Source organism: Streptomyces sp. A3M-1-3 (assembly GCF_024213665.1).
Classification (GTDB): Bacteria; Actinomycetota; Actinomycetes; order Streptomycetales; family Streptomycetaceae; genus Streptomyces.
In genome coordinates this window covers 39,716-65,274 of record NZ_JANAVP010000021.1, presented here as the reverse complement: position 1 = coordinate 65,274, position 25,559 = coordinate 39,716, and the positions used below count along the sequence as shown (strand labels likewise).

Sequence of the window (25,559 nt, the reverse complement as noted above, 5' to 3'; positions counted from 1 at the left end):
GTCGGGCCTTGAACCGGGGGATCGTGGCGGGCCTGCGGCGGGCTGTTCCCCGACCCGCACCCGCCCCTTCCCGTGACCGGGGGCAAGCCCCCGCACCCGTACGCCCTTCGGGCGGGTGGGGAAAAGACCCCTCAGCGTGGGTCCTGTCCGTGCCGGCCAGGGCCCTGGTCGAGATACCAGCGGGCGGTGCCGGCGATCCCGTACGCCCGAAGCCGCCGGGTGGAGTTCTCCACGACCATCGCCCGCGAACGCGCGATCTGTGTGGTGTGCCGGCGCACCGCGTTGAGAAAGAGACGGTCCGTCGGCGAGGGGCGCCGGGGCATGCCTCCGACGGCCGGATACAGCTCGGCGCTGATGGCCATGTTGTTCCCGGCATGCATGCGATACGGGGCCAGGTAGCCGTTCCTGCGGGCATGCGCGGGCCGCAGCCGCCCGAACAGCGCGGCGAGCGCCACCATCGCCGCGAAGCAGGCCCGGCCGAACGGACCGTGCTCATCGCGCCGGGCGACGATCCGCCCGCAGACCATCCGGGCGCCGCCGGTGCCGGAGGGGTCCGCCAGCGCGGCCCGTGCGGCGGCGGTCCAGCCGGGGCGGGGCAGGCAGTCTGCGTCCGTGCGGGCAAGCAGCGTCGCGCCCCGCTCGATCGCGTACCGGAACCCGGTGTCCACGGCGCATCCCACGCCCTTCTCCGGCTCCTCGATCACCTCCACCGGAAACGGGGCTTGCGTGGCGAACTTCCGGGCGACGGCCCCCGTGCCGTCCGACGAACCGTTGTCGACCACCAGAAGCGTGAAGTCCTGATCCCGCTGGGCGGCCAGCGCCCGGAGGGTACCGGGCAGCCGGGCCTCCTCCTGGTGGGCGGGGACGATCACCCACATCAGCTCGCGGCGGCTCAAGACTTCTCCCAGATCATCGTCATGATGCTGATGCCGCCGCCAAGACCCACGAAGAGCACTCGGTCCCCCGGACACAGCTCTCCGTACACCCGCTCCAGCTGCACCCCGATGCTTGCGCTGGCCACGTTGCCCAGCTCGGGGACGGTGACCACCAGCTTCTCCGCCGGCACCCCGGTCAGCTCCGCGAAGCGCTCCAGATACGGCACCGTCACCTGGTGCACCAGCACCTTCGCGAAACTGTCCCACTCCATCCCCGTACGGTGCAGCGTCCGGTCGATGACCGCGGTGCCCGCCTTCTCGAACACACCGCGCAACTCCCGGCCGTCGCCGCGGAAATAGGTGTACTCGTCGCCGCGCGGATGCCGGGACCCGCCGCCGGGGATTCCGCCGACCGCCCAGTGCTCGGAGTACGTCTCGCTGTCCACGTCGAGAATCCCGCCGCGCTCCACCGCCTCCAGCACCACGGCGGCCCCCGCGTCGCCGAAAGTGTAACCGGCGAACCCGGAGCGGAACTCGGCGAAACCGGCGGGTGCTCGGTGCATCGCCCGGCTCGGGGTCTCCCCGGTGACCACAAGCGCCCGCCGAGCCCGCCCGGCGAGGATCATGACACGGGCGAGGTCGATCCCGTTGACAAAGCTGTTGCAGGCATTGGTGACATCCAGCGCGTGCGCCCTCGAACCGAGTTCTGCCTGCACGATGTGCGCGGTGGCGGGCTCGACCATGTCACGCGACGCGGAGGCGAACAGCAGCAGGTCGATATCGAGCGGATCGAGTTCGGCCGCGGCCAGGGCCCGGCGCGCGGCGCCCACCGCGAGCGTCGAGGCGAACGTACCTTCATCCGCGATACGGCGGGTGACGATCCCGGTGGCCTGCTTCAACAGCGTCGGGGGCAGCGCGAATCCGCTGCTTCCGGCAACCTCCTGCTGCAGGCGGTCCGATGACAGGACCTCGTCGGGCAGCAGGCTGCCGACGGCGGTTATCCCGACCTGCTGCTGCGGATCGCTCATCTGTTTGGGCATGGGCAGATGATTTCAGGTCATGCGGGGCCCGGACCTGAGTACCCGGGCTCAGATCAATGGACCGGTCTGGTAAGCACGCGCGCGGATGATGGGCAGATGATGGGCCGTCACGAGGTGTCCGGCCGGAGCGGAAACCAGAGGGCGGCCGCCGCGATCAGCGCCACCGCCGCCGAGCCCGTCAGCACCGGGACGTTGCCCAGCCGCCGGAGCCGTGGCCTTGCTCCTGCTCCTGCTCCTGCTCCTGCTCCAGGGTCAGGCTCGAGCCGGGGTGTCCGGCACGCCACTGCGTGACGGCCCGCTTGAGCCGCTCCTCGGTCTCGCCGCCGATGCCGGCGGGGGGCGTGTCGAAGAGGTAGACCAGGTCGGCCAGTTCATCCTCGGGCAGGTCGTAGACATGGCCGTACATCTCGGCCGGTCGCCGCTCGCCGAACCCGAGGCCCGGATTGGCGAAGTTGGGGCTGAACCGCTCCAGTTGGATGCGGAAGGCACCCCCGGGCGGCTGCAGATGAACGAGCGCGGGCATCTGGTCGACGACCGAGCCGTAGTCCTCGGCGGTCTCGCCCGGGAACCCGTACAGATAGTTCCAGGTACAGGTGAGCGAGTGGTTCTCGCACTCCCGCAGGGTACGGACGTTGCGGGCGCCGGTGACGCCCTTGTCCATCAGCTCAAGAGCCCGGTTGTTGAGGCTCTCTATGCCCGGCTGAATGTGTACCGCTCCCGCCCGGCCCAGGAGGGCCAGCTGATCGGCGGAGAGATTGGACTTGACCTCGTAGTGCATCCGCAGGTCCCAGCCGCTGTCGGCGGCGAGCGGAAGGAAGTCCTTGAAGTACGCCATGTCGATGATGTTGTCGACGGTGATGACATCAAGGATGCGGTGCCGCCGGACCAGGCGGTCGACCTCGCTCCACAGCCGCCCGCCGGGTTTGGCGCGGAAGGCCATGGCGGAGCCGTTGAGGCCGCAGAACGTGCAGTGGTGCTTCTCGCCCCACCAGCAGCCCCGTGCGCCTTCCACCACCAGTTTGGGATGGACGTACTCCGCCGTCGGGGAGGCGTCCAGGGCCGCCTGCCATTGGTCGTAGTGGGGCGACGGGATGTCCCCGGGGGCCACGGTGCGCCGCGTCACCTCGTTGGCCCGGGACGACTCGCCGTCCCACCAGCACAGTCCCGCCACGTCCGCCGGCGGGGTGGCGCGGCTCAGGTGGTCCAGGAGGGCGGGAAAGGCGTACTCACCCTCGCCGCGCACCACGAAGTCGACGAATCGGTGATTGCGGTGCAGCGCGTGCCCCATCGGCCCGTCGCAGTTGCTGCCGCCGAAGACGACGGTCAGTCCGGGGCGCCGGCGTTTGAGTTCCCCGGCGAGCGCGAGCGAGGACACGTTCTGCATCAACGTACTGGTGAACCCCACGACGTCCGGATCGTCCGCGAGGATCTCGGACGCGCTGTCCGCGATGAACTCCGACGCGTGGACACGCATCCGGGACGCCGTGTCGATGGCGATCCCGCGCTGTCGGGCGTACTCGGTCAATCTGGCTGTGCCCCAGTCGGGGTCGTCGTAGAGGACCCCGAGAAGACCCAGTCCCCGAGCCCGTCGAAGATCGAATCGCTGCCCACCGCGACATGGTCCCCGGGGCGCAGCTGCCCGTCCGACCGCTCCAGCAGGAATTCCGCCCAGCGCAGCGAGCCGTGGAACTCGCGCACGTCGTCGTCCGGCCGGGTACGGGTGAGCAGCGCGTGCAGCAGGGGACGGGGTTTGCCCCCAGGGCGAAAAACCGCCCACATGATCGGGTAAGGTGCATGCCGTGCGTTGCGAGAACCAAGCGCGCACGGCGTGCTGAGTGAGAACCAAGCCGGCACACCAATCTCCAAACTTCATAAACCGGGCTGGTTCCAACCCGGCTGGTGTTGATCGTGGAAGACTCGATCGTTCGCTGAGCGACCGAGCAGCGTGAGCCAGGAATCCCCCTGCTTTAGCTGGGGGAGGGTTCAAGGTAGGCATCGTTGGCGGAGCGGAACAAGGGACAGTCTCAGCCACTCGGCAGGCGGCCGACGCGGGAAAGCCCTCGGGGGTACGAGACGGATCTCGTACCCCCGAGGGCTTTTCACAGGGTGAGTGACGGGACTTGAACCCGCGGCCACCTGGACCACAACCAGGTGCTCTACCAACTGAGCTACACCCACCAAGACGGGCGCCGAGGCGCCCGTTCATCGTGCATGTACAGCATAGCCGATCAGCTCAGGGCCACCGCGCCGCCCCGGGGCCCGCCGGGACCTGGCGTCGGTAGGATCGGGCGCACCGCAGGTCACGGGCTCGAGGAAGGCTTGAAGTGGGGATATTCCGGCGTGGGCCCAAGCGGGACCGCAGCGACGCACCGCGGGATCCCGAGTTCTCCTACTTCTCCACCGACGAGGGCGCGCGCTTCCGCGGGTATGTGCGGGAGGCGTTCGCCGAGCAGGGCCTCGAAGTCACCGTCTACGCGGACATGGTCAAGGACAGCGCGGGACGGCAGTTCGGGCTCGGGAATCTCGCCGCGGTCTGTCACAACGACGACCGCGGTCCGCGGGTGTGGCCCGAGGTGGCGCGGGAGCACGTCGGCATGGTGCTGCGCACCATGGACGCGCCCTCCGCGCTGGACACCCTGCCGGCCGAACAGATCCGCGCCCAGCTCTACCCGCGGGTGATCGGCTCGGAGGGGTTCAACCCGCACGCCTTCGGATACGCCCGGCCGCTCGCCCCGGGGCTGCACGAGATCATCGCGCTCGACCTCCCGGAGAGCGTGATGATGCTGACGGACGAGGCGCTGGAGCCGCTCGGCGAGGTCCGCGAGCTGCGCACCCGGGCGCTGGACAATCTCCGTGAGCTGCCCGTCGAGGGCCACGAGGTGGTCAAGAACGGCGAGGGGATGCGTTTCGACGTTGTCGTCGGCGACTCCTTCTTCACCGCGAGCCGGGTCCTGGTACTGGACGACCTCGTACAGCGGGTCACCGGCCGGGCGCTCGGCGCCGACGGCGCGCTGGTCGCGATGCCGTTCCGGCACCAGCTGGCGTTCCACGCCATCCGGGACGTGGGCGTGATCCAGGCCCTGAACGGCATGGCCGGGTTCGCCGCCGCCGGGTACCAGGACACTCCCGGGGCGATCAGCCCGTACGTCTTTTGGTGGCGCAACGGGGAGCTGACCCAGCTCACCGACCGGGACGAGGGCGAGGACGGGGACCGGGACGGGCTGCGGATCGTGGTCGGCGAGGACTTCCAGGAGCTGCTGGAGCGGCTGGTTGACGAGCAGTAGCGTCCCGGCCGGGCCACCGGCAGGATGGGGGCGTCGCAGAGGAGGCGCACATGGCCGGCACGCCCGCACCGCTCACGGAACCCTTCACCGCCGCCGACTACCGGGCCAGGATGGACCGGGCGGCGCAGGCCGCCGCCGATGCCGGGCTCGCCGGGCTGCTCGTCGCGCCGGGACCCGACCTCGTCCATCTCACCGGCTACCGGCCGCCCGCGGCCACCGAACGCCTGACCCTGCTGGTGCTCGCGGCCGGCCAGGAACCCGTACTGGTGGTACCGACGCTGGAGGCACCGGACGCCGTGCGGGCCGCCGGCGCCTCCGCGCTCACGCTGCGCGACTGGACCGACGGCAAGGACCCGTACGACGTGACCGCGCCGCTCCTCGACGCCGACGGCCGCTTCGGGATCAGCGACAACGCCTGGGCGATGCATCTGCTGGGCCTGCAGAAGGAGCTGCCGGGCATTTCGTACGTCTCGCTGACCGAGGCCCTGCCCATGCTGCGGGCGGTCAAGGACGCGCACGAACTCGCCCGGCTGGAGGCGGCGGGCGCGGCGGCCGACGCCGTGTACGAGCGGATCCTGAAGGTCCGTTTCTCCGGGCGGCAGGAGACCGACGTGGCGGCCGATCTCGCCGCGCTGCTCCGGGAGTCCGGGCACTCCCAGGTCGACTTCACGGTCGTCGGCTCCGGCCCGAACGGCGCCAATCCGCACCACGAGGCCGGTGACCGCGTCATCGAGAACGGCGACATGGTCGTCCTCGACTTCGGTGGGCTCATGCACGGTTACGGCTCCGACATCTCCCGTACGGTGCATGTCGGCGCCCCGGGCGTCGAGGAACAGCGCGTCCACAATGTCGTACGGGCGGCCCAGCAGGCGGCGTTCGAGGCGGTGCGGCCCGGCATCGCCTGCCAGGAGGTGGACCGGGTGGCGCGGGCGGTCATCACGGCGGCCGGGTACGGCGAGCGGTTCATCCACCGCACCGGACACGGGATCGGGGTGACCACGCACGAGCCCCCGTACATGATCGAGGGCGAGGAACAGCCGCTGGTGCCCGGTATGTGCTTCTCGATCGAGCCCGGCGTCTATCTGCCCGGCCGCTTCGGCGTGCGGATCGAGGACATCGTGACGGTGACCGAGACCGGCGGGCGCCGCTTCAACACCGTCGCGCGCGAGCTGGCCGTGGTGGAGTAGTCACGCCCGGCCCAGTCACGCCCGGCCCAGTCACGCCCGGCCCAGTCACGCCCGGCCCAGTCACGCCGGGCCGAGGACCACGCACGACTCGCCCGGCAGGCGGAGCAGCCCGTCCGCGCCGGGCGGCTCTACGACCGGATCCCACGCGGCCAGCACCTGGGTGCCGTTGCCGCCGAGCGGGATCTCGGCCGGTTCCTTGGCGAGGTTGACGGCGACACGGACGTCTCCGCGCCGGAAGGTCAGCCACCGGGCCTCCTCGTCGTATGCCACCCGAACCGCCGCCAGGTCCGGGTCGCCGAGGTCCGGCTGCCCGCGCCGCAGCGCGATCAGGACCCGGTGCCAGGCGAGCAGCCGGGCGTGCTCGGGGCGCGCGGCCTCCGTCCAGTCCAGGCAGGACCGCTCCCGCGTGGCCGGATCCTGCGGGTCGGGGAAGTCGTCCATATGCCCCTGCCGGGGCGTGGCTCTTTCCGCCCAGCCGTGTGCGGCGAACTCCCGGCGCCTGCCGCTCCGTACGGCCTCGGCGAGCTCCGGGTCCGTGTGGTCGGTGAAGAACTGCCAGGGCGTGCGGGCTCCCCACTCCTCGCCCATGAACAGCATGGGTACGAACGGGCCCGTCAGTACCAGGGCGGCCGCGCACGCGAGCAGCCCGGGGGAGAGGGTGGCGGAGAGGCGGTCGCCGAGCGCGCGGTTGCCGATCTGGTCGTGCGTCTGCGCGTAGCCCAGGAAGCGGTGGGCGGGGGTGCGGACTCGGTTGACGGGGCGGCCGTGCGTACGGCCCCGGAAGGCGGAGTACGTACCGTCGTGGAAGAAGACGTGCGTCAGGGTCTTGGCGAGGGCGGCCAGCGGCGCGCGGGCGAAGTCCGCGTAGTAGCCCTGTGACTCACCGGTGAGCGCGGTGTGCAGGGCGTGGTGGAAGTCGTCGTTCCACTGGGCGTGCAGGCCGAGGCCGCCGGTCTCGCGGGGGGCCGTCGTACGCGGATCGCACAGGTCGGACTCGGCGATCAGGAACAGCGGCCGGCCCCGTTCGGCCGCCAGGGCGTCCACGGCCGTGGACAGCTCCTCCAGGAACGTCAGCGCCCGGGTGTCCGCGAGCGCGTGCACCGCGTCGAGCCGCAGCCCGTCGATGCGGTAGTCGCGCAGCCAGGCCAGCGCACTGCCCAGCAGATACGCCCGCACCTCGTCGGAGCCGGGTGCGTCCAGGTTCACCGCGGAGCCCCACGGGGTGTGGTGCGTGTCGGTGAAGTACGGCCCGAAGGCGGGGAGATGGTTGCCGGACGGGCCGAGATGGTTGTGGACGACATCGAGGACGACCCCGAGGCCGTGCGCGTGAGCCTTGTCGACAAAGCGCTTGAGTCCGTCGGGGCCGCCGTACGGCTCGTGCACGGCCCACAGCGACACCCCTTCGTACCCCCATCCGTGCGTACCGGGAAAGGGACAGACGGGCATCAGCTCCACATGGGTGACCCCCAGCTCCACGAGATGGCCGAGGCGCGCGGCGGCGGCGTCGAAGGTGCCCTCGGGGGTGTACGTGCCGATGTGCAGCTCGTACAGCACCGCGGCCGGCAGCCGCCGCCCCGGCGGGGTGCTCGTCCAGGCGAACCGGTCGTGCTCGACGACGGCACTCGGGCCGTCCGGCCCGTCCGGCTGGCGCCGGGAGCGCGGATCCGGCAGCAGCGTGCCGTCGTCGAGCAGGAAGCCGTACCGGGCGCCGTCGGCGGCCTCCGCCTCGGCCGTCCACCACCCGGCGCGTACCGGGTCGCGCTCCATGGGCTGGGCGGTGCCCGCCACCTGGAGCGTGACCCGGTCTGCCTGCGGTGCCCACACCTCGAACTGCACGGACGGATCCCCTCGTCGCCGACACCCGCCCACCATGGTGCGTCAGACGAAGTGGATCCGCTCCTGAATCACCGGATATCCGGCCTTGGTGAAGTTGGCCGCCATCGGGAAATTGCTCCGGTCGGTGGCACCCGTGATGATCTCGGCTCCCTGGGCGGCGAGGAAGTGCGTGGACTCGGCCAGCAGGTCGTACGCATAGCCGTGACCGCGCTGCTCCGGCACGACCCCGATGAAGCCGATGACCGGGCCCTGGAGGTTGCGGGCCGGGATGTGCAGGCCCACCAGCTCACCTTCCGGGGTGTGCGCCGACTGCCACCACGAGCGGGGCGAGGGGCACCAGCGGAAGAAGTCGAGCTCCTCCTGTGCGGCGGCGTCCAGGCCGCCCGGGCCGGCGATGGCCCGCAGCGCGTGCGCGTCCAGCGTGGCGGAGTGGACCCGGCGCAGGATGTCGAAGACCACCGCGTCGTCCGGCTCCGGGCGGAACACGAGCCGCCCGGGGCGCTCGGGCAGCCCGAGGGCCGGCGTCCACTCGTACCGGAACCGTTCGACCAGGGGCTTCATCCCGGCCGCCGCGACGGCGGCGAGGCGGGCCTCGGCGGCCGCGCGCACGGCCGGCTGCTCGCGCCAGTGCGGCGGTACGGACAGCTCGTACTCGGCATACAGCGGGCTGGTGCGCAGCAGTTCCACTCCTGCCTCGTCCTCGCCCTCGGCGAAGTCGAACCAGTTGAGCATCACCGGCGCGTCGTCGTCCGGCCCCGCCCACCAGGCGGCTCGCGCGACGACGTGGCCGTCGCGCAGGGCCACCCAGGTCCAGTCGGGCCGGTACTCGCCGCCCTCGGCGAGGGTGCGGTAGGAGACCCCGTTCAGCGCGCGGCCGACGAGACCCGGGTCCTGCAGGGAGTTGAAGAGATGGGCATCGCTCTCGGTGAGAGCGCGGATGACCAGATCGGTCATGGAGATCCTCCGGGAAGTGGTGCGCTCCCGGTCAGACCGAAGACGCCCGGCGGACGGGGCGGGAGCGCGGACAGCTGATGACGGTGTGCACGGCGCTCGCCTCCTTCCTCTTCCAGGGCGTACGGGCACACTAGACGCGGCCGGCGGGCCGCGTCCACGGATTTACGAGGCCCGGGTTCAGGAACTCCAGGTCATGTTGAGCGCGCGCTCGAAGTTGACGTATCCGGCGCGTGCGAAGGCTTTCGCCATGGGGACGTTGGCCAGGTCCGTCGCCGCTCGGATGCGCGGCACGTCGTTCGCGGCCAGGATGCGCGTCCCCTCGGCGAGGAGGCCGTCGATGTGGCCGTGGCCGCGGTGGGTCGGCAGGACGCCGATGTACGCGATGACCGGGTTGTAGTTGTTGCGGGCCGGGATGACGAAGCCGACGGGTTCGCCGTCCGGCGTTTCCGCGATCGTCCACCAGTCGTGCGGGCTCTTGTACGCGAGGAACTCCTCCTCGTACATCAGCGTCGCCGACTCCCGGGCCGTCATGGTGGACAGCTCCTGGAGGCTGTGCGCGTCGAGCGTGCCCTGAAGGACGAGCGTCATCAGGCCGATCAGCTCCTCGCGGTCGCCGGCCGGTCGGAACCGGAGCCTCCCCGTCGGCTCCGGGACCGGCGTGCCGGGACGCCACTCCAGCCGCAGCCGCTCGACGAGCAGCCGGGCGCCGGCCCGCTCCAGGACGTTCATACGGCCCTCGACGACACGGGTGGCCGCAGGGTCCTCGCGCCAGTCGGCGGGGACGAACCGGCCGTACTCCGGCGGCGTGGCACCGGCCGGGACCACGGCGGCCGTCGCGGTCTTCAGCAACAGCAGAACGATGTCGGTGCGTTCGGGATCGTCCAGCGTGTCGTCGAGGTCGAAGAAGTCGAGGGCCTGCGGAGTCCCACCACCCGTCGTGGTCCACCAGGCCATGCGGGCCAGCACCCGGCCGTCGCGCAGGGCGACCCACATCCACTCCGGGCGGCGGCGGCCCTGTTCGAGGTCCTCGGCGAGTTCGTGGTCGAGGACATAGGAAAGCCCGAGGAACAGACCGAGTTCCTCCGGTCCGGCGAGCGGGCGGACGGTCACATCGTGCGGTGTCGCGGTCATCGGTTCCCCCAGCGGATGTCGAGTCCGCAGACCCTGGCAACGATCTTCGAACGGCGTCGCTGCATCCGTCGGCGCAGGTCAGCTCCGCAAGGAAAACCGGTTCTTCTGGACACCCGGGCCCGTCGGCCCGACAATCGGCTCTGTGACGTCCTCCTACGAATTCCACACGTACCCGGCACGGCTCTCGGACGCCGAGCGGGACCGTGTACTGGGCGTGCTCAGGGAGGGCGCGGCGCAGGGAAAGCTGTCGCACGACACCTTCCTGCGGCGCATGGAACTCGCCCTCGTCGCCCGCCGGTCCGACGAGCTGGCCGCTCTCACCGCCGATCTGCAGGCCGAAGGCCCGTGGGCGCGACGGCTGTTCGGCTGGGTCGGCTCGGCCTCGGCGTTCTCGGAGCGGCTGCGCAGGGCCTGGCAGGCCGAGCGGCTGCCGAAACTGCTGTTCCCGCAGCCCACCCCGTACCCGCTGCGGATCGGCCGCGACCCCGCCAGCGGGCTGCGGCTCAGCCATGACACGGTCTCGCGGGTGCACGCGGAACTGAGCCTGCAGGGCGGGCTGTGGGTGCTCCGCGACCTCGGCTCGACCAACGGCACCACCGTCAACGGCCGCCGGGTGACGGGCGCCGCGGTGGTCCAGGACGGCGACCTGGTGAGCTTCGGCCGGATGGCATTCCGCCTCGCCGCCCGCTGACCGCGGGCCGCCGCGTTCTTCGGCGACCGTGCGCCGCGGCTGCATCCGCGGGTGGCGCCGGCCGCCGGCGGACAGGCCGTCGGATGCGCCGACTGCGCCCCGGAGTTCGCCCCCTGAGGGGCGCGTTTGCCTGCACATGGACCGGCTCGGCGCGCGCCTGGTCGACGCCGAGGTGGTGACCGGGGCTGCCCAGTGGGCGGTGAGAAGCGGCGCTACTCCCTCGCCGTCCGGCGGGCCGCCGGCGCCCTAAACCCGCCTGAGCAGCGCCACCGGGCGGTCCGCGAACAGGCCGGCGAGCGCGGTTGCGTCGCCCTCGAACTCCCGGTCAGGGGTGAGCAGATCGGTCCACCGGCCGGGCGGCAGCTCCAGTACGGTGTCGCGCCAGCCGCCCGCCTCCGCCAGCCGGAGCGAGAGCCGGGTGACGGCCGTGACGACCTCGCCCGAGCGGCAGAAGGCCACGCAGTGGTCCGCCGCCGGCCCGTGCACGGTCAGCGGCCCGTACGTCGCCGACTCGCCGAACAGCTCCGGGTGCCGGCGGCGCAGCCGCAGCGCCGTCGCCGTGAGCGCCGGCTTCTCGTCGCAGAGGTCCAGCCGCTCCGGGAGCGGGCCGGGGAAGCGCACCGGCCGGCGGTTGTCCGGGTCGACGAGCGCGAGGAACTCCCGCTCGCTGCCCTGGTACAGATCGGGCACGCCCGGCATCGTGAGCTGGAGCAGCGTCGCGCCGAGCACGTTGGCCCGTACGTACGGATCCAGCTCGCGCGCGAACCGGGCGACCGAGTCGCTCGGCCGACCGGCCGGCCCCGCTTCGACGAACGCGGCGACCGCCCGCTCGTACACCGGGTCCGCCTCGGTCCAGCTGGTGTGCAGCGCCGCCTCCCGGACGGCCTTCAGCAGCGCCGCCACCAGCCTGTCCCGGTCCGGGGAACCGAATCCGACCGCGGTCTGCCAGGCCACCCACGCCAGGTGCGGGTCGGGCGCGCGCCCGCCGTCCAGGCGCGCCGCCTCCTCGGTGACGCGGGCCAGGAACTCCCCCCACCGGTCCGGACATTCGGACAGTACGGCGATCCGCGCCCGGACGTCGGCGCTCCGCTTGGTGTCGTGCGTGGACAGGACCGTCCCGGTGGCCGGCCAGTCGCGGGCGAGATGGGAGCAGAAGGTGTGGAACTCTTCGGGCGTCACTGTCGGATGCCCGGGTTCGCCGCCCACCTCGGCGGCCGAGACCAGCGGGGTGTAGCGGTAGAAGGCCGTGTCCTCCAGGGATTTGGCGCGCAGCGCCGAGGATGTCTGGGCGAAACGCGCGCAGAACGCGGTGTGGTCCGGCCCGGTGCCCCTCCTGCCGAGCGCCAGGTCCCGTACGACGTCGACCGCGCCGGCCTCTTCCGGCACCGGGAAGGCATCCCGCGCCCGGCGGGCGGCTTCCTCGCTCAGCACGGCCGCGTCGGTGTCCGCGGTGGGGTTGTCCGGGGACGCGTAGGGGCGGTAGACCGGGACCCGGACCAGCAGTTCGCGGACGGCGGTGCGCAGCGCCCAGGGCGCGTGGTCGCGCAGCGCCGGATCGGCCGCGCAGATCCGGGCGGCGGTACGGGTGAGGAAGCCGACCTCGGCGGCCAGCTCGTGCGTCACCACCCGGTACGCGGCCCGGCGGGCGGTCGCCTCCCAGTAGCCGCCGCGGTCGCCGGCCGGAGCCGCGAAGTCCCGGAACCGGGCGACCAGTCCGGCGAGCCCCTCCGGGTCGGTGAACAGCCCGTCGATACGGCGGAGCGCGTCGTAGCCGGTGGTCCCCGCCACCGGCCAGCCGGCCGGCAGCCGCTCGGGCCCGCTCAGGATCTTCTCGACGACCGTCCAGCGGCCGCCGGTCTCCTCACTCAGCCTGCGCAGATACGTCTCCGGGTCGGCCAGCCCGTCCGGATGGTCGATGCGCAGCCCCTCGGCCACCCCGTCCCGCAGCAGTTCGAGGATCTTGGCATGGGTCGCCCGGAACACCTCGGGGTCCTCCACCCGCACTCCGATGAGGTCCGAAATGGTGAAGAACCGCCGGTAGTTGAGCTCCGTCCTGGCCAGCCGCCACCAGGCGAGCCGGTACCACTGGGCGTCGAGCAGCTCGGGAAGCGGGAGCTTCGCGGTGCCCTCGCGCAGCGGGAACTCGTGCTCCGCGTACCGCAGCACATCACCGTCGACGCGCAGCTTGTCCAGCTCCTCGCCGATCCGCGCCGCCAGCACGGGCAGCATGACCTGGCCGCCGCCCGCCTCCCAGTCGATGTCGAACCAGTCGGCGTGCGACGAGTGCGGCCCCTCCCGCAGCACCTCCCACAGCGGCCGGTTGAGCCGTGCGGGCACGGGGACGGCCATGTGGTTGGGCACGATGTCGAGGACCAGGCCGAGCCCGTGGGCGCGGGCGGTGCGTGAGAGCGCGCGCAGCCCCTCCTCGCCGCCCAGTTCCGCGCGGACCCGGGTGTGGTCCACGACGTCGTAGCCGTGCGACGAGCCGGGTACGGCCTCCAGCACCGGGGAGAGATGCAGGTGCGAGACGCCGAGCGAGGCCAGGTACGGCACCGCCTCGGCGGCGGCGGAGAACGGGAACTCGGGCTGGAGCTGCAGCCGGTACGTGGCGGTGGGTGTCATGCGAACGTACGTACCCGCCCTGGCGGCTTCTGTGTCATCACCTCATGCATCCAGTCGAGCACGTTGCGTTAACTTCGCCTGATGGCCGGAACGCTTGACACGTACCGCAAGGTGATAGCCCTGACGGGACCACTCCTCCCCCTGGTCTCCTTCCTGGGCAGGCTTCCGACGGCGATGTGTCAGTTCGGCAGCGTGCTGCTGGTCGCCGAGACCAGCGGCTCGCTCGCCACGGCCGGCGTGGTCGGCGGCTCACTCGCCGTCGGCCAGGTGGGTGGTGTGCGGGCCGCTGCTGGGGCGGCTCGCGGACCGCCGCGGGCAGCCGCCCGTCGTCCTGGTGGCTTCCTGGCTCAACGCCGTCGCCATCGCGGTGCTGGTCGCCGGGGCGCCGGCCGGCCTGGGTACGGTCGCCCTCGCGCTGCTCGGCGCGCTGGCCGGCGGGACCGTACCGCTGATCGGACCGCCGGCCAGGACCCGGCTGGTGGCGCTCGCCCGCCGGGGCGGGCACGACGACCGCGTGGTGAACAACGCGCTCTCCTTCGAAGGCACCCTGGACGAGGTCTCCTTCGTCCTCGGCCCGGCCCTCGTCGGCATCGCGGCCGTCGCGGCCCACCCCGCCGTGGCACTGGCCGGGGCGGCGGTGCTGATCGCGCTGTTCGGCACCTGCTTCGCGCTGCACCCGACCGCGCGAGTGGTCCACCCGGCGGGCGTGTCCGGCGCCGCCGCGCCCGGCAGCGGGCGGCGCCGGAGTGGCCCGCCGGGCGTGGTGTACGCGCTGTGCGCCTCGCTCGCCCTCCAGGGCGCGATGTTCGGCGCGAGCCAGGCGGGTATCACCGCACTCGCCGATCGGCTGGGCCGGCCCGAGCAGGCAGGGCTCGTCCATGCAGCGATGGGCGTCATGAGCGCCGTCGTGGGCCTCGCGATGGGCGCTCTGCCCGGCCACCGTCGGGCTGCGGCTGCGCTGGCGCACCGCGACGGCGGCCGCGCTGCTGTTCTCGCTGCCGCTGCTGGTCACCGACAGCCTGTCGGCGCTGTACGCGGTGGTCGTCGTGCTCGGCGCGGCGTACGCCCCGCACCTCATCACCGCGTTCGCCCTGATCGAACGCGCGGTCGACCCGGGCCGGCTCTCCGAGGCGATGGCCTACGCGGCGAGCGCCATCATCGGCGGCATGGCCCTGGCCGTTGCGTTCTCCGGCCGGCTGGCCGAAGGACACGGCCCGGCCGGAGCGTTCCTGGTGGCCGTCGGGTCGGCGGCGCTGTGCCTGTGCCTGGCCCTGTTCACCCGCGTGCGGCCGGCCCGCGCGGTGCACGAGGCGGCCGCCGTCCCGGCTGCTAGCCCGGCCGCTGAAGCACCGTCAGGCTCCGCCCGACGAGGGTGACCCGCTCACCCGCGGCGACCTCGGGGCCCGTGCCCGGCGGCACTCCGTCCGGCCGGGCGGTATCGACCACCACCTGCCACTGCTGACCGTGGTTGACCGGCACCGCGAACTCGATCGGGTCGGCGCCGGCGTTGAACATCAGCAGGAAAGAGTCGTCGGTGATCCGCTCCCCCCGGCTGCCCGGCTCCGAGATCGCCTGGCCGTTGAGGAAGACGGACAGCGCCTTGGCGTGCTGGGCCTGCCAGTCGCGCTGCTTCATCTCCTCCCCCTCCGGGGTGAACCAGGCGATGTCGGACAGCTCGTCGTGCGTGCCCTCCACCGGCCGGCCGTGGAAGAACCGGCGGCGCCGGAAGACCGGATGGTCCCGCCGCAGCCACACCATCGCCCGGGCGAAGGCGAGCAGCGGGTCGGTCTCCGCTCCCTCCTCCGGCCACTTCACCCAGGACACCTCGTTGTCCTGGCAGTACGCGTTGTTGTTGCCGCCCTGCGTGCGCGCGAACTCGTCGCCTTGGCTGAGCATCGGCACGCCCTGCGACAGCATCAGCGTCGCGATGAAGTTCCGCATCTGGCGGGCCCGGAGTTCCAGGACCTCCGGATCGTCGGTGGGCCCTTCGGCCCCGCAGTTCCAGGACCGGTTGTGGCTCTCGCCGTCCCGGTTGCCCTCCCGGTTCGCCTCGTTGTGCTTCTCGTTGTACGAGACCAGGTCGTGCAGGGTGAAGCCGTCGTGGCAGGTGGTGAAGTTGATCGAGGCCAGCGGCCGTCGCCCGTCGTCCTGGTAGAGGTCGGACGAGCCGGTCAGCCTCCCCGCGAACTCCGCCAGCGTCCGCGGCTCGCCGCGCCAGAGGTCCCGTACGGTGTCCCGGTACTTGCCGTTCCACTCGGTCCACAGTGGCGGGAAGTTGCCGACCTGGTAGCCGCCCTCCCCGACGTCCCAGGGCTCGGCGATCAGTTTCACCTGGCTGACCACCGGGTCCTGCTGCACCAGGTCGAAGAACGAGGACAGCCGGTCAACCTCATGGAACTGCCGGGCCAGGGTAGCGGCCAGGTCGAAGCGGAAGCCGTCCACATGCATCTCGGTGACCCAGTAGCGCAGTGAGTCCATGATCAGCTGGAGGACGTGCGGGCTGCGCATCAGCAGCGAGTTCCCGGTGCCCGTGGTGTCCGTGTAGTAGCGGGGATCGTTGCCGAGCCGGTAGTACGAGGCGTTGTCCAGGCCGCGGAAGGAGAGCGTGGGCCCGAGGTGGTTGCCCTCCGCGGTGTGGTTGTAGACCACGTCGAGGATGACCTCGATGCCCGCCTCGTGCAGGGCCCGTACGGCCGACTTGAACTCCAGCACCTGCTGGCCCCGGTCACCCCAGGACGCGTAGGAGTTGTGCGGGGCGAAGAAGCCGATCGTGTTGTAGCCCCAGTAGTTGCTGAGCCCGTCGTCGGCCAGCCGGTGGTCGTTGATGAACTGGTGCACCGGCATCAATTCCAGCGCCGTGACCCCCAGTTCGGTCAGGTGCTCGATCACGGCCGGGTGCGCGAGCGCCGCGTACGTCCCGCGCAGCTCCTCGGGCAGGGCCGGATGCAGCATGGTCAGGCCCTTCACATGGGCCTCGTAGAGCACGGTGTGGTGGTACTCGGTCCGCGGCGGCCGGTCGTTGCCCCAGTCGAAATACGGATTGACCACGACCGAGCTCATCGTGTGCGGCGCCGAGTCCATGTCGTTGCGGGAGTCGGGCTTGCCGAAGTGGTAGCCGTAGACGGACTCGTTCCAGTCCACCCGCCCGCTGATCGCACGCGCGTACGGATCGAGCAGCAGCTTCGCCGAGTTGCAGCGATGCCCGTTCCCCGGCTCGTACGGGCCGTGCACGCGGAAGCCGTACCGCTGGCCCGGCATGATGCCGGGCAGATAGGCATGCCGGACGAAGGCGTCCGTCTCGCGCAGCTCCACCGCCGTTTCCGACCCGTCGTCGTGCAGCAGGCACAACTCGATCCGTCTGGCGGCCTCGGAGAAGACCGCGAAGTTGGTACCGGCGCCGTCGTACGTGGCACCGAGGGGATACGCCTGTCCCGGCCAGACCTGCATAGATAAGACTCTTCCACTTCTGATCCGGGTGCTGGGGGTCTCTTCGGTCAGATCTTCCCTCAAAGAGGGGCAACCAGGCGGGACTTGGACCCGTCCTACCGGGTGACCACCACGCATACGCGGTATGCACGCGAGGGGGAAGATGTGCACAGAACAGTACGCCGCCACCTGGGCAAAGTAGTGGCGGCTGCGGCCATCGCGGTGACCGGCACGGCCGTCATGGCCGGAGTCACTCTGCCGGGTGCGGCGGGAGCCGCGGACGGCCCGTCCGACGGGCTGAAGCGCGGGCAGCAGGAAGGGCAGGCGGGCCGGGGGCAGGCCGTCGCCCCGGGCATCGCCGAGGAGGCGCCCGCGGAGGCGGAGACCGGCACCGGCCGCGACCCGCTCACCGACGCCGAGCTGAAGCGCGCCGAGCGGATCGCGCTGGACCGCGGGCTGCGGATGAGCAGCAAGGACGTGGCAGGGGACCGCGGCCCGCAGCGGATCACCACCAATCTGGCGGAGCTCCGGCCGGACGAGGTCGACGACGCCGGCGCGCCGCGCCGCGCCGAGATTTCGTACTACGACTACACGGACGACACCCTCGTCACACGGACCGTCAACCTCTCCACCGGCAAGGTCGAGCAGACGGAGACGCAAACCGAGGTCCAGCCGCCGCCCAGCCGGGAAGAGGCCATCGAGGCCGCTCGGCTGCTGCTGGCCAGTCCGCTCGGCGACGGGCTGAAGAAGGACTACAAGGACGCCACGAGCAGGGCGCTCACCTCACCCGATCAGCTCACCCTGAGCGGTGGCGTCTACCGGGTGAACGCGGAGAACCCCGGCCCGCCCGCGCTCGCCGACTGCGGGCAGCACCGCTGTGTCCGCCTCTTCACCAAGGTGAAGAACGGTCCGTGGATCGACACCCGGACCCTGATCGTCGACCTCAGCGCCCGGACCGCCGGCCGGCTGCGCTAGTCCGGATTCTCCTCCGACTTCTCCTCCGACTTCTCCTCCGCACAAGGAGCTATGACTTCATGCACAGGAAAAGAGTCGCGGCCGCGCTGGCCGTCGCCGCGCTGACCGGCGGCGCCGCGGCGGCGACCGGACCGGCCGCCGCCGCGGCGCCCAAGGCACCCACAGCCCCGGCACCGCCCGCCGACTGCAGCGCCGCGTACACGATCGAGCAGAAGCTGTCCGGCGGTACGACCTGGCGGATGTGCTGGCACTACGAGAGCGAGGCCGGACTTGTCCTCGACAAGGTCTCGTACCAGCCCAAGGGTGAAGCCAAGCCGATCCGGGTCCTGACCACCGCCAAACTCGCCCAGATCCACGTCCCCTACGACGACGGCCAGTGGGAGTGGGACGATCTCACCGGCCAGGCCTTCGGGCAGGGGCTCCAGGAGCTGACCCCCGGCGAGTGCCCGGGCGGCACCATCAAGACGGTGAAGGTCCCGGACGCGTTCGAGCCGTCCCAGGCCAACGTCAAGGGCCTGTGCACCACCACCCGGTCGCGTGGCCACGCCTACCGGATGGCGGGCGAGCAGGCGAACAAAGCCTGGGCGGCGCAGGGCAAGGACCTGTTGGTCTACACGGTCAACCAGGTCGGCTGGTACGAGTACATCACCGAGTGGCGGTTCGCCGACGACGGCACCATATCCGCCAACGTCGGCGCCACCGGCAGCCTCTCGTACGACGACTACGACGCGGGCGACGGGCGAGGCTGGCCGATCGGCAAGGGCGCCAAGGACTCCGCCACCAGCCACAGCCACAACGTCTTCTGGCGGCTGAACTTCGGCCTCGACGGCTCCTCCGCGAACAGGGTCGAGCAGTACGACTCGGTCGTCACCCCGGTGGCGAACGGCGGGACGCCGAAGACGAAGACCACCAGGACGCCGGTCGCCAAGGAGCTCGCAGGCGACGCCAAGGCGATGCGCTGGTGGCGGATGGTCAGCGCGACCGGCAAGAACAAGGACGGGCACCCGCGGTCGTACGAGATCGTGCCCGGCGCCACCACCAAGTACCCGGGGCGTGGCTTCACCCGGCACGACGTTTACTTCACCGAGTACAACAAGTGCGAGCAGTTCGCGAGCAACAATCTGCGCAACTGCGGCCCGGGCGCAGGCAGGAGCGTCGACAAGTGGGTCAACGGACAGACGCTGAAACACCCCATCACTTGGGTCAATGTCGGCTTCCACCACATCGCGCGGGACGAGGACCAGCAGCCGATGCCGGTCCACTGGCAGGGCTTCCAGCTCAGCCCGCGTGACGTGACCGCTATGAATCCGCTCACTCCGCCGGCTCTCGCGGACCAGAACGGCAACTACCAATAGGGGAGTTGGGAAACCGGCCTGTCCATCCGGCTGCACCGCCTCCTGCTCGCGGAGTACCCTTCCTTGATCGTTGGAGGCGGGCGTCCAGGAGCAGAAGGCGGTGCGCGGGTGAGCTCGGGAGGGCTGGAGCTGCCCCCTGGTGACGGAGGTCACGAGGGCGGCCCCACAGACGTCCCGCCCGGAGCGGTGACCGTGGCACGGCCGGTGGAGACGGGATCTCAGATCGGACCAGAGCTGGACTGGGGAACCGACGCCTGGAGCGAGGTGCGTACGCGCGCCCAGCGGGCAGGCCGGGCCTACATCTGGCTGAATCTCGTCGAACAGCGGCTGCGTGCCGTCGTCGCCGCCGTACTGCGGCCCATCTACGAGCCGGTGCACGGCGAGGACGACTGGGTCGTCGCGGCGGCCGGACCGGCGGGCCAGGAGTGGGTGCAGCGCGCGGTGGCGGTACGCGAGGTCAGCCGCCGCAAGGGGTACCTGCTGGATCCGGCGGACGACAACGTGCTGAGCTTCCTGACGCTGCCCCAGCTGCGCGAGCTCATGGTCCAGCACTGGCCGTGCTTCGAGCCGTACTTCGACGACCGGCGCGACGTCGAACTGGCGCTGGACGAACTGGAGGTCACCCGGAACGTCGTCTCGCGCAACCGCGCGCTGTCCGAGACGGTGCTCGCCCAGGCCGAGCGGGCCTCCGCGCGGCTGCTGGAGATCCTGGGCAGCGGCGCCGGAGTACCGTCCGCGGACCGGCTCCCCATCGACGCGGTGGAGGACCTGGTCGGCGACCGCTACGCCGACGTCATCTCCGTCCACCCCGACCGGGTGCGGTTGCAGCGCCAGATCCCGGCCGAGGACCTGTTCGGCGGCGCGCGCCGGCTGGACGCGATCGGCATAGGCCTGAACCTTCTCGTCCAGAACTTCTCCGGCCGCCGGCTGGTCCGGCTGGCCGAATCCGGCTGCCGGGTCCGGCTGCTCTTCCTCAATCCGGCCAGCAGCGCGGTGAAGCGGCGCGAGCGGGAGCTGGGCCTGAAGAAGGGCGAGCTGAGCCGCTCGGTGGAGATGAACATCCTCCATATGCGTCGGGTGAGGTCCCGGCTCCGCGACCCGGACGCCTTCGAGATCCATGTCTTCGACGAGACCCCGCGGTTCACCGCCTATCTGGTGGACGGCGAGGGCGCGGGCGGAATGGGCAGCATTGCGGTGGTTCAGTCCTATCTGCGGCGTGCGCGGGGCATGGAGGCGCCGGTCCTCGTGCTGCGGGGCGGCCGCCGGCCTGTGGTCAAGGCCGGCCACGACCTGGACGCGGACCACGGGCTGTTCGCGACCTACCGGGAGGAGTTCGAATCCGTGTGGGCCGACTCCCGTCCGGTGTCCTGAGCGTCCGTGCCCTGAGCGTCCGTGTCCTGACTGCCGTGTCCTGACTGCCGTGTCCTGACTGCCGGATCCTGACTGCCGGGGCCTGATTGTCAGTGGCGGGTGCGAGGGTGTTCTCAACAGGGGGACGCACCATGAGGGAGGGCCACGATGGGCTGGCACCGCGAGACGCTGATCGGCTTCGATCTGGAGACGACGGGTACCGACCCGGGGGAGGCGCGGATCGTGACGGCCGCGGTCGTCGAGGTGAAGGACGGTGAGCCGACGGCCCACCGGGAGTGGCTGGCCGACCCGGGGGTCCCGATCCCCGAGGAAGCGGTCGCGGTCCACGGCATCACCAACGAGCGTGTCTCGTCGCACGGCAGACCCGCCGACGAGGTCGCCGACTCGGTCGCCTCGGTACTGGCCGACCACTGGCGCGCGGGGGTGCCGGTGGTCGCGTACAACGCGGCCTTCGATCTGACCCTGCTCACGGCGGAACTCCGGCGGTACGGGCTGCCGTCGCTCTCCGACCGGGTGGGCGGCGCACCGGCCGGCCCGGTCATCGACCCGTACACCATCGACCGGGCCGTCGACCGCTACCGCAGGGGCAAGCGCACGCTGGAGGCGGTCTGCGCGGAGTACGGCATCGTCCTCGACGCGGCCCACGAGGCGGGGGCCGACGCCCTGGCGGCGGTCCGGGTGGCGTACGCGATAGCCGAACGGCACCCGAAGGTCGGCGAACTGGGGCCGGCGGAGCTGCACGCGCAGCAGATCACGTGGTACGCGCAGTGGGCGGCGGACTTCCAGAGCTTCCTGCGCAGGAAGGGAACGCCGGACGCGGTGGTGGACGGGGCGTGGCCACTGCGCGAGGTGATACGGGCGACGGGCTGAGCGGCGTCGGTGGGGAACCGGGCCGAGGCGCCGATCCACGCGGGGAGAGCCCGGGCTGATGGGTGAGTCCGTATCGGCACCGGGGCCGGGAGCCAGCGGGCTGAGGCGGCGTCAGAACGGGTACCAGCGGACCTCGGGGTCGCCGTCGCGCAGGGAGGCGACCCTGCGCCTGAACTCCGCCAGCGCCTTCGGGTTGGCGGGCGCGTGCTGGGCCACCCAGGCGCAGCTTGCCGTCTCCCGGGCGCCCCGGAGCACCGCGCAGCCGTCCCATGCGCGTACGTCCCAGCCGTACTTCTCGGTGAACGCCCGGTACGACTCGTCCGGGAGGCCGTAGCGGTCGCGGGAGAGGGCCATCACCACCAGATCGTGTTCGCGCAGATCGGCGGAGAACGTCTCCAGGTCGACCAGGACCGGGCCGTGCGGTCCGACGTGCACATTGCGGGGGAGGGCGTCGCCGTGGATCGGGCCCACCGGGAGCCGGGGCGTCAGCGCGGCCGCCGCGGCGGCGAAACCGTCCCGGCGCTCGCGCAGATACGCGGCGTCCGCGGGATCGATCGCGTCGCCCGCGAGCCGCAGCCAGCGCTCGACTCCGCCGAGCAGTTCACGGCGGGGGAGGGGGAAGGGAGGGGAGGGAAGGGCGTGGACTTGTCGCAGGAGCAGGGCCAGGTCGCCCGGCCCGGCGGGACGTACGGAATCCGGGAGGCGGTGCCAGAGGGTGACCGGATGGCCGTCCACCAGCCGGGGCGCGGGCTCGGCCGCCCGTACCGCCGGTACGTCCGCCTCGGCGAGCCAGCCCGCGACGGCCAGTTCGCGCTCCGCCCGCTCCAGCAGGGACGCGTCGCGGCCGACCTTGACCACCAGGCCCCCGGCCGCGAACACCGCGTTCTCGCCCAGCGCCAGCAGCTCGGCACCGGATGCCAGACCTGCCGCGGTCAGTACCTCCCGGGCCTGCGCCTCGTCCACCGTCTCTCCCGCTGCCTGTCCGTGCCGATCGTCCGTACTGATCGTCCGTGCTGATCGTCGTGAATCCGCCCAGTCTCGCATCCGCGTGTGCGCCACCTGGACGTCCCATCAGGCCCTCAGCACGATGACGGGGGCCGCCGGGGCGGTCAGAACCGTGCGATCCGCCCGAAGGGGAAGAATCTGTGGCATCGGCGATCGCGACGAAGCGGTCCGACCAGCGGGCGCCCGACGCCCGAAGGCGCCCGGACGCCGGCCGGCGCACCGGTCACGGCGCCTGGTTCCTGGTGCTGCCCGCCCTCATCCCGATCCTGGTGCTCAGCGTCGGCCCGCTCCTCTACGACATCGCGCTCGCCTTCACCGACTCCCAGTCGGGCCGTACCGCCCCCACCCAGTGGGTCGGCCTGCTGAACTTCCAGGACCTCCTGCACGACACGCTGTTCTGGGACTCGTTCAGGATCGGCCTGCTGTGGGCGGTCGGGGTCACGGTCCCGCAGTTCGTGCTGGCCCTCGGCCTCGCTCTGCTGTTGAACCAGAATCTCCGCTTCCGCTGGCTGGCCCGCGCGCTGGCGATCATTCCGTGGGCGATGCCCGAAGTGGTCGTGGGCATCATGTGGCGGCTCGTCTACAACCCCGACGCGGGCATCCTCAACGAAACGATCCGCGACCTCGGCCTCGGTGACGGCCGGGACTGGCTTACCGGACTCGCCACCGCCCTGCCCGCCGTGATCGTCGTCGGCATCTGGGCGGGCATGCCCCAGACCACGGTCGCCCTCCTCGCCGGACTGCAGAACACCCCGCACGAACTGCACGAAGCCGCGGCTATCGACGGCGCCGGTGCCTGGCGCCGGTTCCGTACCGTCACCTGGCCCGCGCTCAAGCCGGTCGCGCTCGCCATCACCTCGCTCAATTTCATCTGGAACTTCAACTCGTTCGCCCTGGTCTATGTGCTGACCAACGGCGGTCCCGGCGGCCGCACCCGGCTCCCGATGCTCTTCGCGTACGAAGAGGCCTTCCGCTACGGCCAGTTCGGCTATGCGGCCGCCATGGGGTGTGTGATGGTCGCCGTGATCTCGGTCATCCTCGCCTTCTACCTGGTGGGCCGGCTGAAGGGGGACGAGGCCGCGTGACGCTCCGCACCCGCCGGTCCGCGCGGGCCGGCCAGTATCTGGCGCTCGTCGCCTACCTGGTGTTCCTCGCGTTCCCCTTACTCTGGCTGATCTCGACGGCCTTCCAGCCGCCGCGCGAGCTGGGCAGCCTGCACCCCAGCTGGATCCCGGGGGACCCGACCCTCGCCAACTTCCGGCAGGCGTTCGACGAACAGCCGCTGCTCCAGGCCGCGCTGAACAGTCTGATCGCTGCCGTCTGCGCCGCCGTCGTCGCGGTGGCCATCGCGACGCCGATGGCGTACGTCATGGCCCGGCACCGCAGCAGACTGTCCACGGCAGCGACCGGCTGGGTGGTGATCAGCCAGGCGTTCCCGTTCGTGCTGGTGATCATCCCGCTCTTCCTGATCCTCAAGAACCTCCACCTGATCAACTCCCTGGCGGGCCTGGTCATGGTGTACGTGGTGTGGTCGCTGCCGTTCGCGCTCTGGATGCTGGTCGGGTACGTACGGGCCGTGCCGCCCGAGCTGGAGCAGGCCGCATCCGTGGACGGCGCGGGCAGGTTCCGTACGCTCGTCTCGATCACCGCACCCCTGCTGGCTCCCGGCATCGTCGCGACCGCGCTGTTCGCGTTCATCACGGCATGGAACGAGTTCTTCTTCGCGCTCGTCCTGCTCAAGACCCCGGAGAAGCAGACCTTGCCGGTCGTCCTGACCCACTTCCTCGGCGCCGAGGGCGTCGCCGACCTCGGCCCGCTCGCGGCGGCCGCCTTCCTCGCGACCCTGCCCTCCCTGGTGATCTTCGCGGTCATCCAGAAGCGCATCACGGGCGGAATGCTGACCGGGGCGGTGAAGAGCTGATGCGCACGGCAAGGACGCTTGCTGCCGTGGCGGCCGCGCTCGCACTGCTGCTCACCGGCTGCACGGGCGACGGCGCCGGCTCCGGCGGGCCGGTCAAGCTCCGCTTCCAGTCGCTCGCCTGGCAGAAGGAGTCGGTCGACGCCAACAAGGCCCTGGTGAAGGAGTGGAACGCGGCCCACCCCGACGTCCAGGTCCAGTACGTACAGGGCAGCTGGGACAGCGTCCACGACCAGCTGCTGACCTCCTTCGAGGGCGGCGAGGCGCCGGACACCATCCACGACGCCTGCGACGACCTCGCCGACTTCGCGTACGGCGGCTGTCTCGCGGATCTGAGCGACCTGCTGCCGGAGCGGCTGAAGCGCGACATCCCGCAGCACAGCTGGGAGACGGCGACCTTCGGCGACGGGATCTACGGCGTGCCGTTCCTCCAGGAGCCGCGCGTCCTGATCGCCGACGCCAAGGTCCTGCGGATGTCCGGCGTCCGCATCCCGACGCCCGAAAGGCCGTGGAGCTGGGAGGAGTTCCGGCACATCACCGACAAGCTGAGCGTGGACGACGGCAGGTACGGCGCGGCCTGGCCGCTCAAAGACCCCGTGTCGGCCACCCTCAACCTCGGTCTCTCAGCGGGCGGGCAGCTCTTCCATCGGGGAGGGGACGGCAAGGTGACGCTCCGCTTCACCGAGGGCGACGCGGTGCTCCCCGGCACGATCCGCGATCAGGTGAACACCGATGGGAGCGCGTCCCGCACGACGCTCGGCAGCGGGGGCTCCGACACCCTGCCCGGACTGTTCGGCGGCAAGCACGCGATGGTCCCGAGGGCTTCCCATAGGAAACCTTGTTGAACAAGTCGCGGTCCCCTGTGGGCTCTTGAACTGCGGGCGTCAATCGGTCAGTGTTTCGAGCCGGCCCCAGGAGATTTTGCGGTCTCCGGGGGCTGTCGCACGAGTGCTTGAACCCCCCACACCGCACACGAGGAGATCCCTCTTCATGGCAACTCACAAGCGCGCAAGCAAAAC

21 protein-coding genes, 1 tRNA gene and 1 pseudogene are annotated in these 25,559 nt (G+C 71.3%); 11 read left to right on the top strand and 12 right to left on the bottom strand.

What is annotated here, in order from left to right:
* Positions 1-131: 131 nt before the first annotated feature.
* The 5 genes from NLX86_RS23055 to NLX86_RS23035 form a co-directional block, all read right to left on the bottom strand.
* Complete coding sequence (locus NLX86_RS23055; RefSeq protein WP_254373668.1) at positions 132-896, bottom strand: glycosyltransferase; 765 nt, start codon at positions 894-896, stop codon at positions 132-134.
* Complete coding sequence (locus NLX86_RS23050) at positions 893-1,915, bottom strand: 3-oxoacyl-ACP synthase III family protein (RefSeq protein WP_254373667.1); 1,023 nt, start codon at positions 1,913-1,915, stop codon at positions 893-895. The genes NLX86_RS23055 and NLX86_RS23050 overlap by 4 nt, the downstream gene beginning before the upstream one ends.
* 178 nt (positions 1,916-2,093) lie before the next feature.
* Positions 2,094-3,440: a RiPP maturation radical SAM C-methyltransferase gene (locus NLX86_RS23045; RefSeq protein WP_254373666.1), complete on the bottom strand. Its 1,347-nt coding sequence runs from the start codon at positions 3,438-3,440 to the stop codon at positions 2,094-2,096.
* Entirely contained in the window at positions 3,437-3,694 is a 258-nt protein-coding gene (locus NLX86_RS23040) for a hypothetical protein (RefSeq protein WP_254373665.1), read from the bottom strand. The genes NLX86_RS23045 and NLX86_RS23040 overlap by 4 nt, the downstream gene beginning before the upstream one ends.
* A 326-nt stretch (positions 3,695-4,020) precedes the next feature.
* Positions 4,021-4,093, bottom strand: a tRNA-His gene (locus NLX86_RS23035).
* Positions 4,094-4,239: 146 nt separating this feature from the next.
* Between NLX86_RS23035 and NLX86_RS23030 the strand changes: the two genes are divergently transcribed.
* Both NLX86_RS23030 and NLX86_RS23025 read left to right on the top strand, forming a co-directional pair.
* Positions 4,240-5,199: a hypothetical protein gene (locus NLX86_RS23030; RefSeq protein WP_254373664.1), complete on the top strand. Its 960-nt coding sequence runs from the start codon at positions 4,240-4,242 to the stop codon at positions 5,197-5,199.
* A gap of 50 nt (positions 5,200-5,249) precedes the next feature.
* Positions 5,250-6,386 carry an aminopeptidase P family protein gene (locus NLX86_RS23025; protein WP_254373663.1) on the top strand — a complete coding sequence of 379 codons (1,137 nt, stop codon included), beginning with the start codon at positions 5,250-5,252 and terminating at the stop codon, positions 6,384-6,386.
* 60 nt (positions 6,387-6,446) lie between these two features.
* On the opposite strand, the gene treZ is transcribed toward NLX86_RS23025, so the two are convergent.
* The 3 genes from treZ to NLX86_RS23010 all read right to left on the bottom strand — a co-directional run bounded on the left by treZ (position 6,447) and on the right by NLX86_RS23010 (position 10,307).
* The gene (gene treZ, locus NLX86_RS23020; protein WP_254373662.1) at positions 6,447-8,222 is read right to left on the bottom strand and encodes a malto-oligosyltrehalose trehalohydrolase; all 1,776 of its coding nucleotides are present in this window, start codon (positions 8,220-8,222) and stop codon (positions 6,447-6,449) included.
* A gap of 42 nt (positions 8,223-8,264) precedes the next feature.
* A complete protein-coding gene (locus NLX86_RS23015) occupies positions 8,265-9,176 on the bottom strand; it encodes a GNAT family N-acetyltransferase (RefSeq protein WP_254373661.1) in 912 nt (303 codons plus the stop codon).
* A 177-nt stretch (positions 9,177-9,353) separates the two neighbouring features.
* Positions 9,354-10,307 carry a GNAT family N-acetyltransferase gene (locus NLX86_RS23010; protein ID WP_254373660.1) on the bottom strand — a complete coding sequence of 318 codons (954 nt, stop codon included), beginning with the start codon at positions 10,305-10,307 and terminating at the stop codon, positions 9,354-9,356.
* Between the two features lie 142 nt (positions 10,308-10,449).
* On the opposite strand from NLX86_RS23010, the gene NLX86_RS23005 reads away from it, so the two are divergent.
* On the top strand, positions 10,450-10,998 hold the full coding sequence (locus tag NLX86_RS23005) for a DUF1707 and FHA domain-containing protein (protein ID WP_254373659.1): 549 nt from the start codon (positions 10,450-10,452) through the stop codon (positions 10,996-10,998).
* Between the two features lie 246 nt (positions 10,999-11,244).
* Here NLX86_RS23005 and treY read toward each other — a convergent pair whose 3' ends face one another.
* Complete coding sequence (gene treY / locus NLX86_RS23000) at positions 11,245-13,620, bottom strand: malto-oligosyltrehalose synthase (protein WP_254373658.1); 2,376 nt, start codon at positions 13,618-13,620, stop codon at positions 11,245-11,247.
* A gap of 249 nt (positions 13,621-13,869) precedes the next feature.
* Complete coding sequence (locus NLX86_RS34810; protein ID WP_308409631.1) at positions 13,870-14,517, bottom strand: hypothetical protein; 648 nt, start codon at positions 14,515-14,517, stop codon at positions 13,870-13,872.
* 50 nt (positions 14,518-14,567) lie between these two features.
* Here NLX86_RS34810 and NLX86_RS34805 point away from each other — a divergent pair, with 50 nt between their 5' ends.
* The gene (locus NLX86_RS34805; RefSeq protein WP_374213942.1) at positions 14,568-14,996 is read left to right on the top strand and encodes an MFS transporter; all 429 of its coding nucleotides are present in this window, start codon (positions 14,568-14,570) and stop codon (positions 14,994-14,996) included.
* On the opposite strand, the gene glgX is transcribed toward NLX86_RS34805, so the two are convergent.
* Positions 14,950-17,067 carry a glycogen debranching protein GlgX gene (gene glgX / locus NLX86_RS22990; RefSeq protein ID WP_254373657.1) on the bottom strand — a complete coding sequence of 706 codons (2,118 nt, stop codon included), beginning with the start codon at positions 17,065-17,067 and terminating at the stop codon, positions 14,950-14,952. The two genes, NLX86_RS34805 and glgX, sit on opposite strands and share 47 nt — an antisense overlap.
* Positions 17,068-17,211: 144 nt before the next feature.
* On the opposite strand from glgX, the gene NLX86_RS22985 reads away from it, so the two are divergent.
* From NLX86_RS22985 to NLX86_RS22970, 4 genes are all read left to right on the top strand, one after another.
* Positions 17,212-18,021: a Tat pathway signal sequence domain protein gene (locus NLX86_RS22985; protein WP_254373656.1), complete on the top strand. Its 810-nt coding sequence runs from the start codon at positions 17,212-17,214 to the stop codon at positions 18,019-18,021.
* Positions 18,022-18,080: 59 nt separating this feature from the next.
* On the top strand, positions 18,081-19,376 hold the full coding sequence (locus NLX86_RS22980) for a copper amine oxidase (RefSeq protein ID WP_254373655.1): 1,296 nt from the start codon (positions 18,081-18,083) through the stop codon (positions 19,374-19,376).
* Positions 19,377-19,484: 108 nt separating this feature from the next.
* Positions 19,485-20,747: an SAV2148 family HEPN domain-containing protein gene (locus NLX86_RS22975; RefSeq protein WP_254373654.1), complete on the top strand. Its 1,263-nt coding sequence runs from the start codon at positions 19,485-19,487 to the stop codon at positions 20,745-20,747.
* Between the two features lie 147 nt (positions 20,748-20,894).
* Positions 20,895-21,617, top strand: coding sequence for a 3'-5' exonuclease (locus NLX86_RS22970; RefSeq protein ID WP_254373653.1), 723 nt, complete (start codon positions 20,895-20,897; stop codon positions 21,615-21,617).
* A gap of 111 nt (positions 21,618-21,728) precedes the next feature.
* Here the strand turns inward: NLX86_RS22970 and NLX86_RS22965 are convergent, their stop codons facing one another.
* Positions 21,729-22,580, bottom strand: a complete 852-nt coding sequence (locus NLX86_RS22965) for an aminoglycoside phosphotransferase family protein (protein WP_254373652.1) — start codon at positions 22,578-22,580, stop codon at positions 21,729-21,731.
* A gap of 182 nt (positions 22,581-22,762) precedes the next feature.
* On the opposite strand from NLX86_RS22965, the gene NLX86_RS22960 reads away from it, so the two are divergent.
* The 3 genes and pseudogenes from NLX86_RS22960 to NLX86_RS22950 form a co-directional block, all read left to right on the top strand.
* Positions 22,763-23,707, top strand: coding sequence for a carbohydrate ABC transporter permease (locus NLX86_RS22960; protein ID WP_374213938.1), 945 nt, complete (start codon positions 22,763-22,765; stop codon positions 23,705-23,707).
* Positions 23,704-24,543, top strand: coding sequence for a carbohydrate ABC transporter permease (locus tag NLX86_RS22955; RefSeq protein ID WP_254373651.1), 840 nt, complete (start codon positions 23,704-23,706; stop codon positions 24,541-24,543). The genes NLX86_RS22960 and NLX86_RS22955 overlap by 4 nt, the downstream gene beginning before the upstream one ends.
* A pseudogene (locus tag NLX86_RS22950) lies at positions 24,543-25,358 on the top strand (ABC transporter substrate-binding protein); the annotation flags it as partial. The gene NLX86_RS22955 and the pseudogene NLX86_RS22950, both read left to right, overlap by 1 nt.
* Between the last annotated feature and the right edge of the window lie 201 nt (positions 25,359-25,559).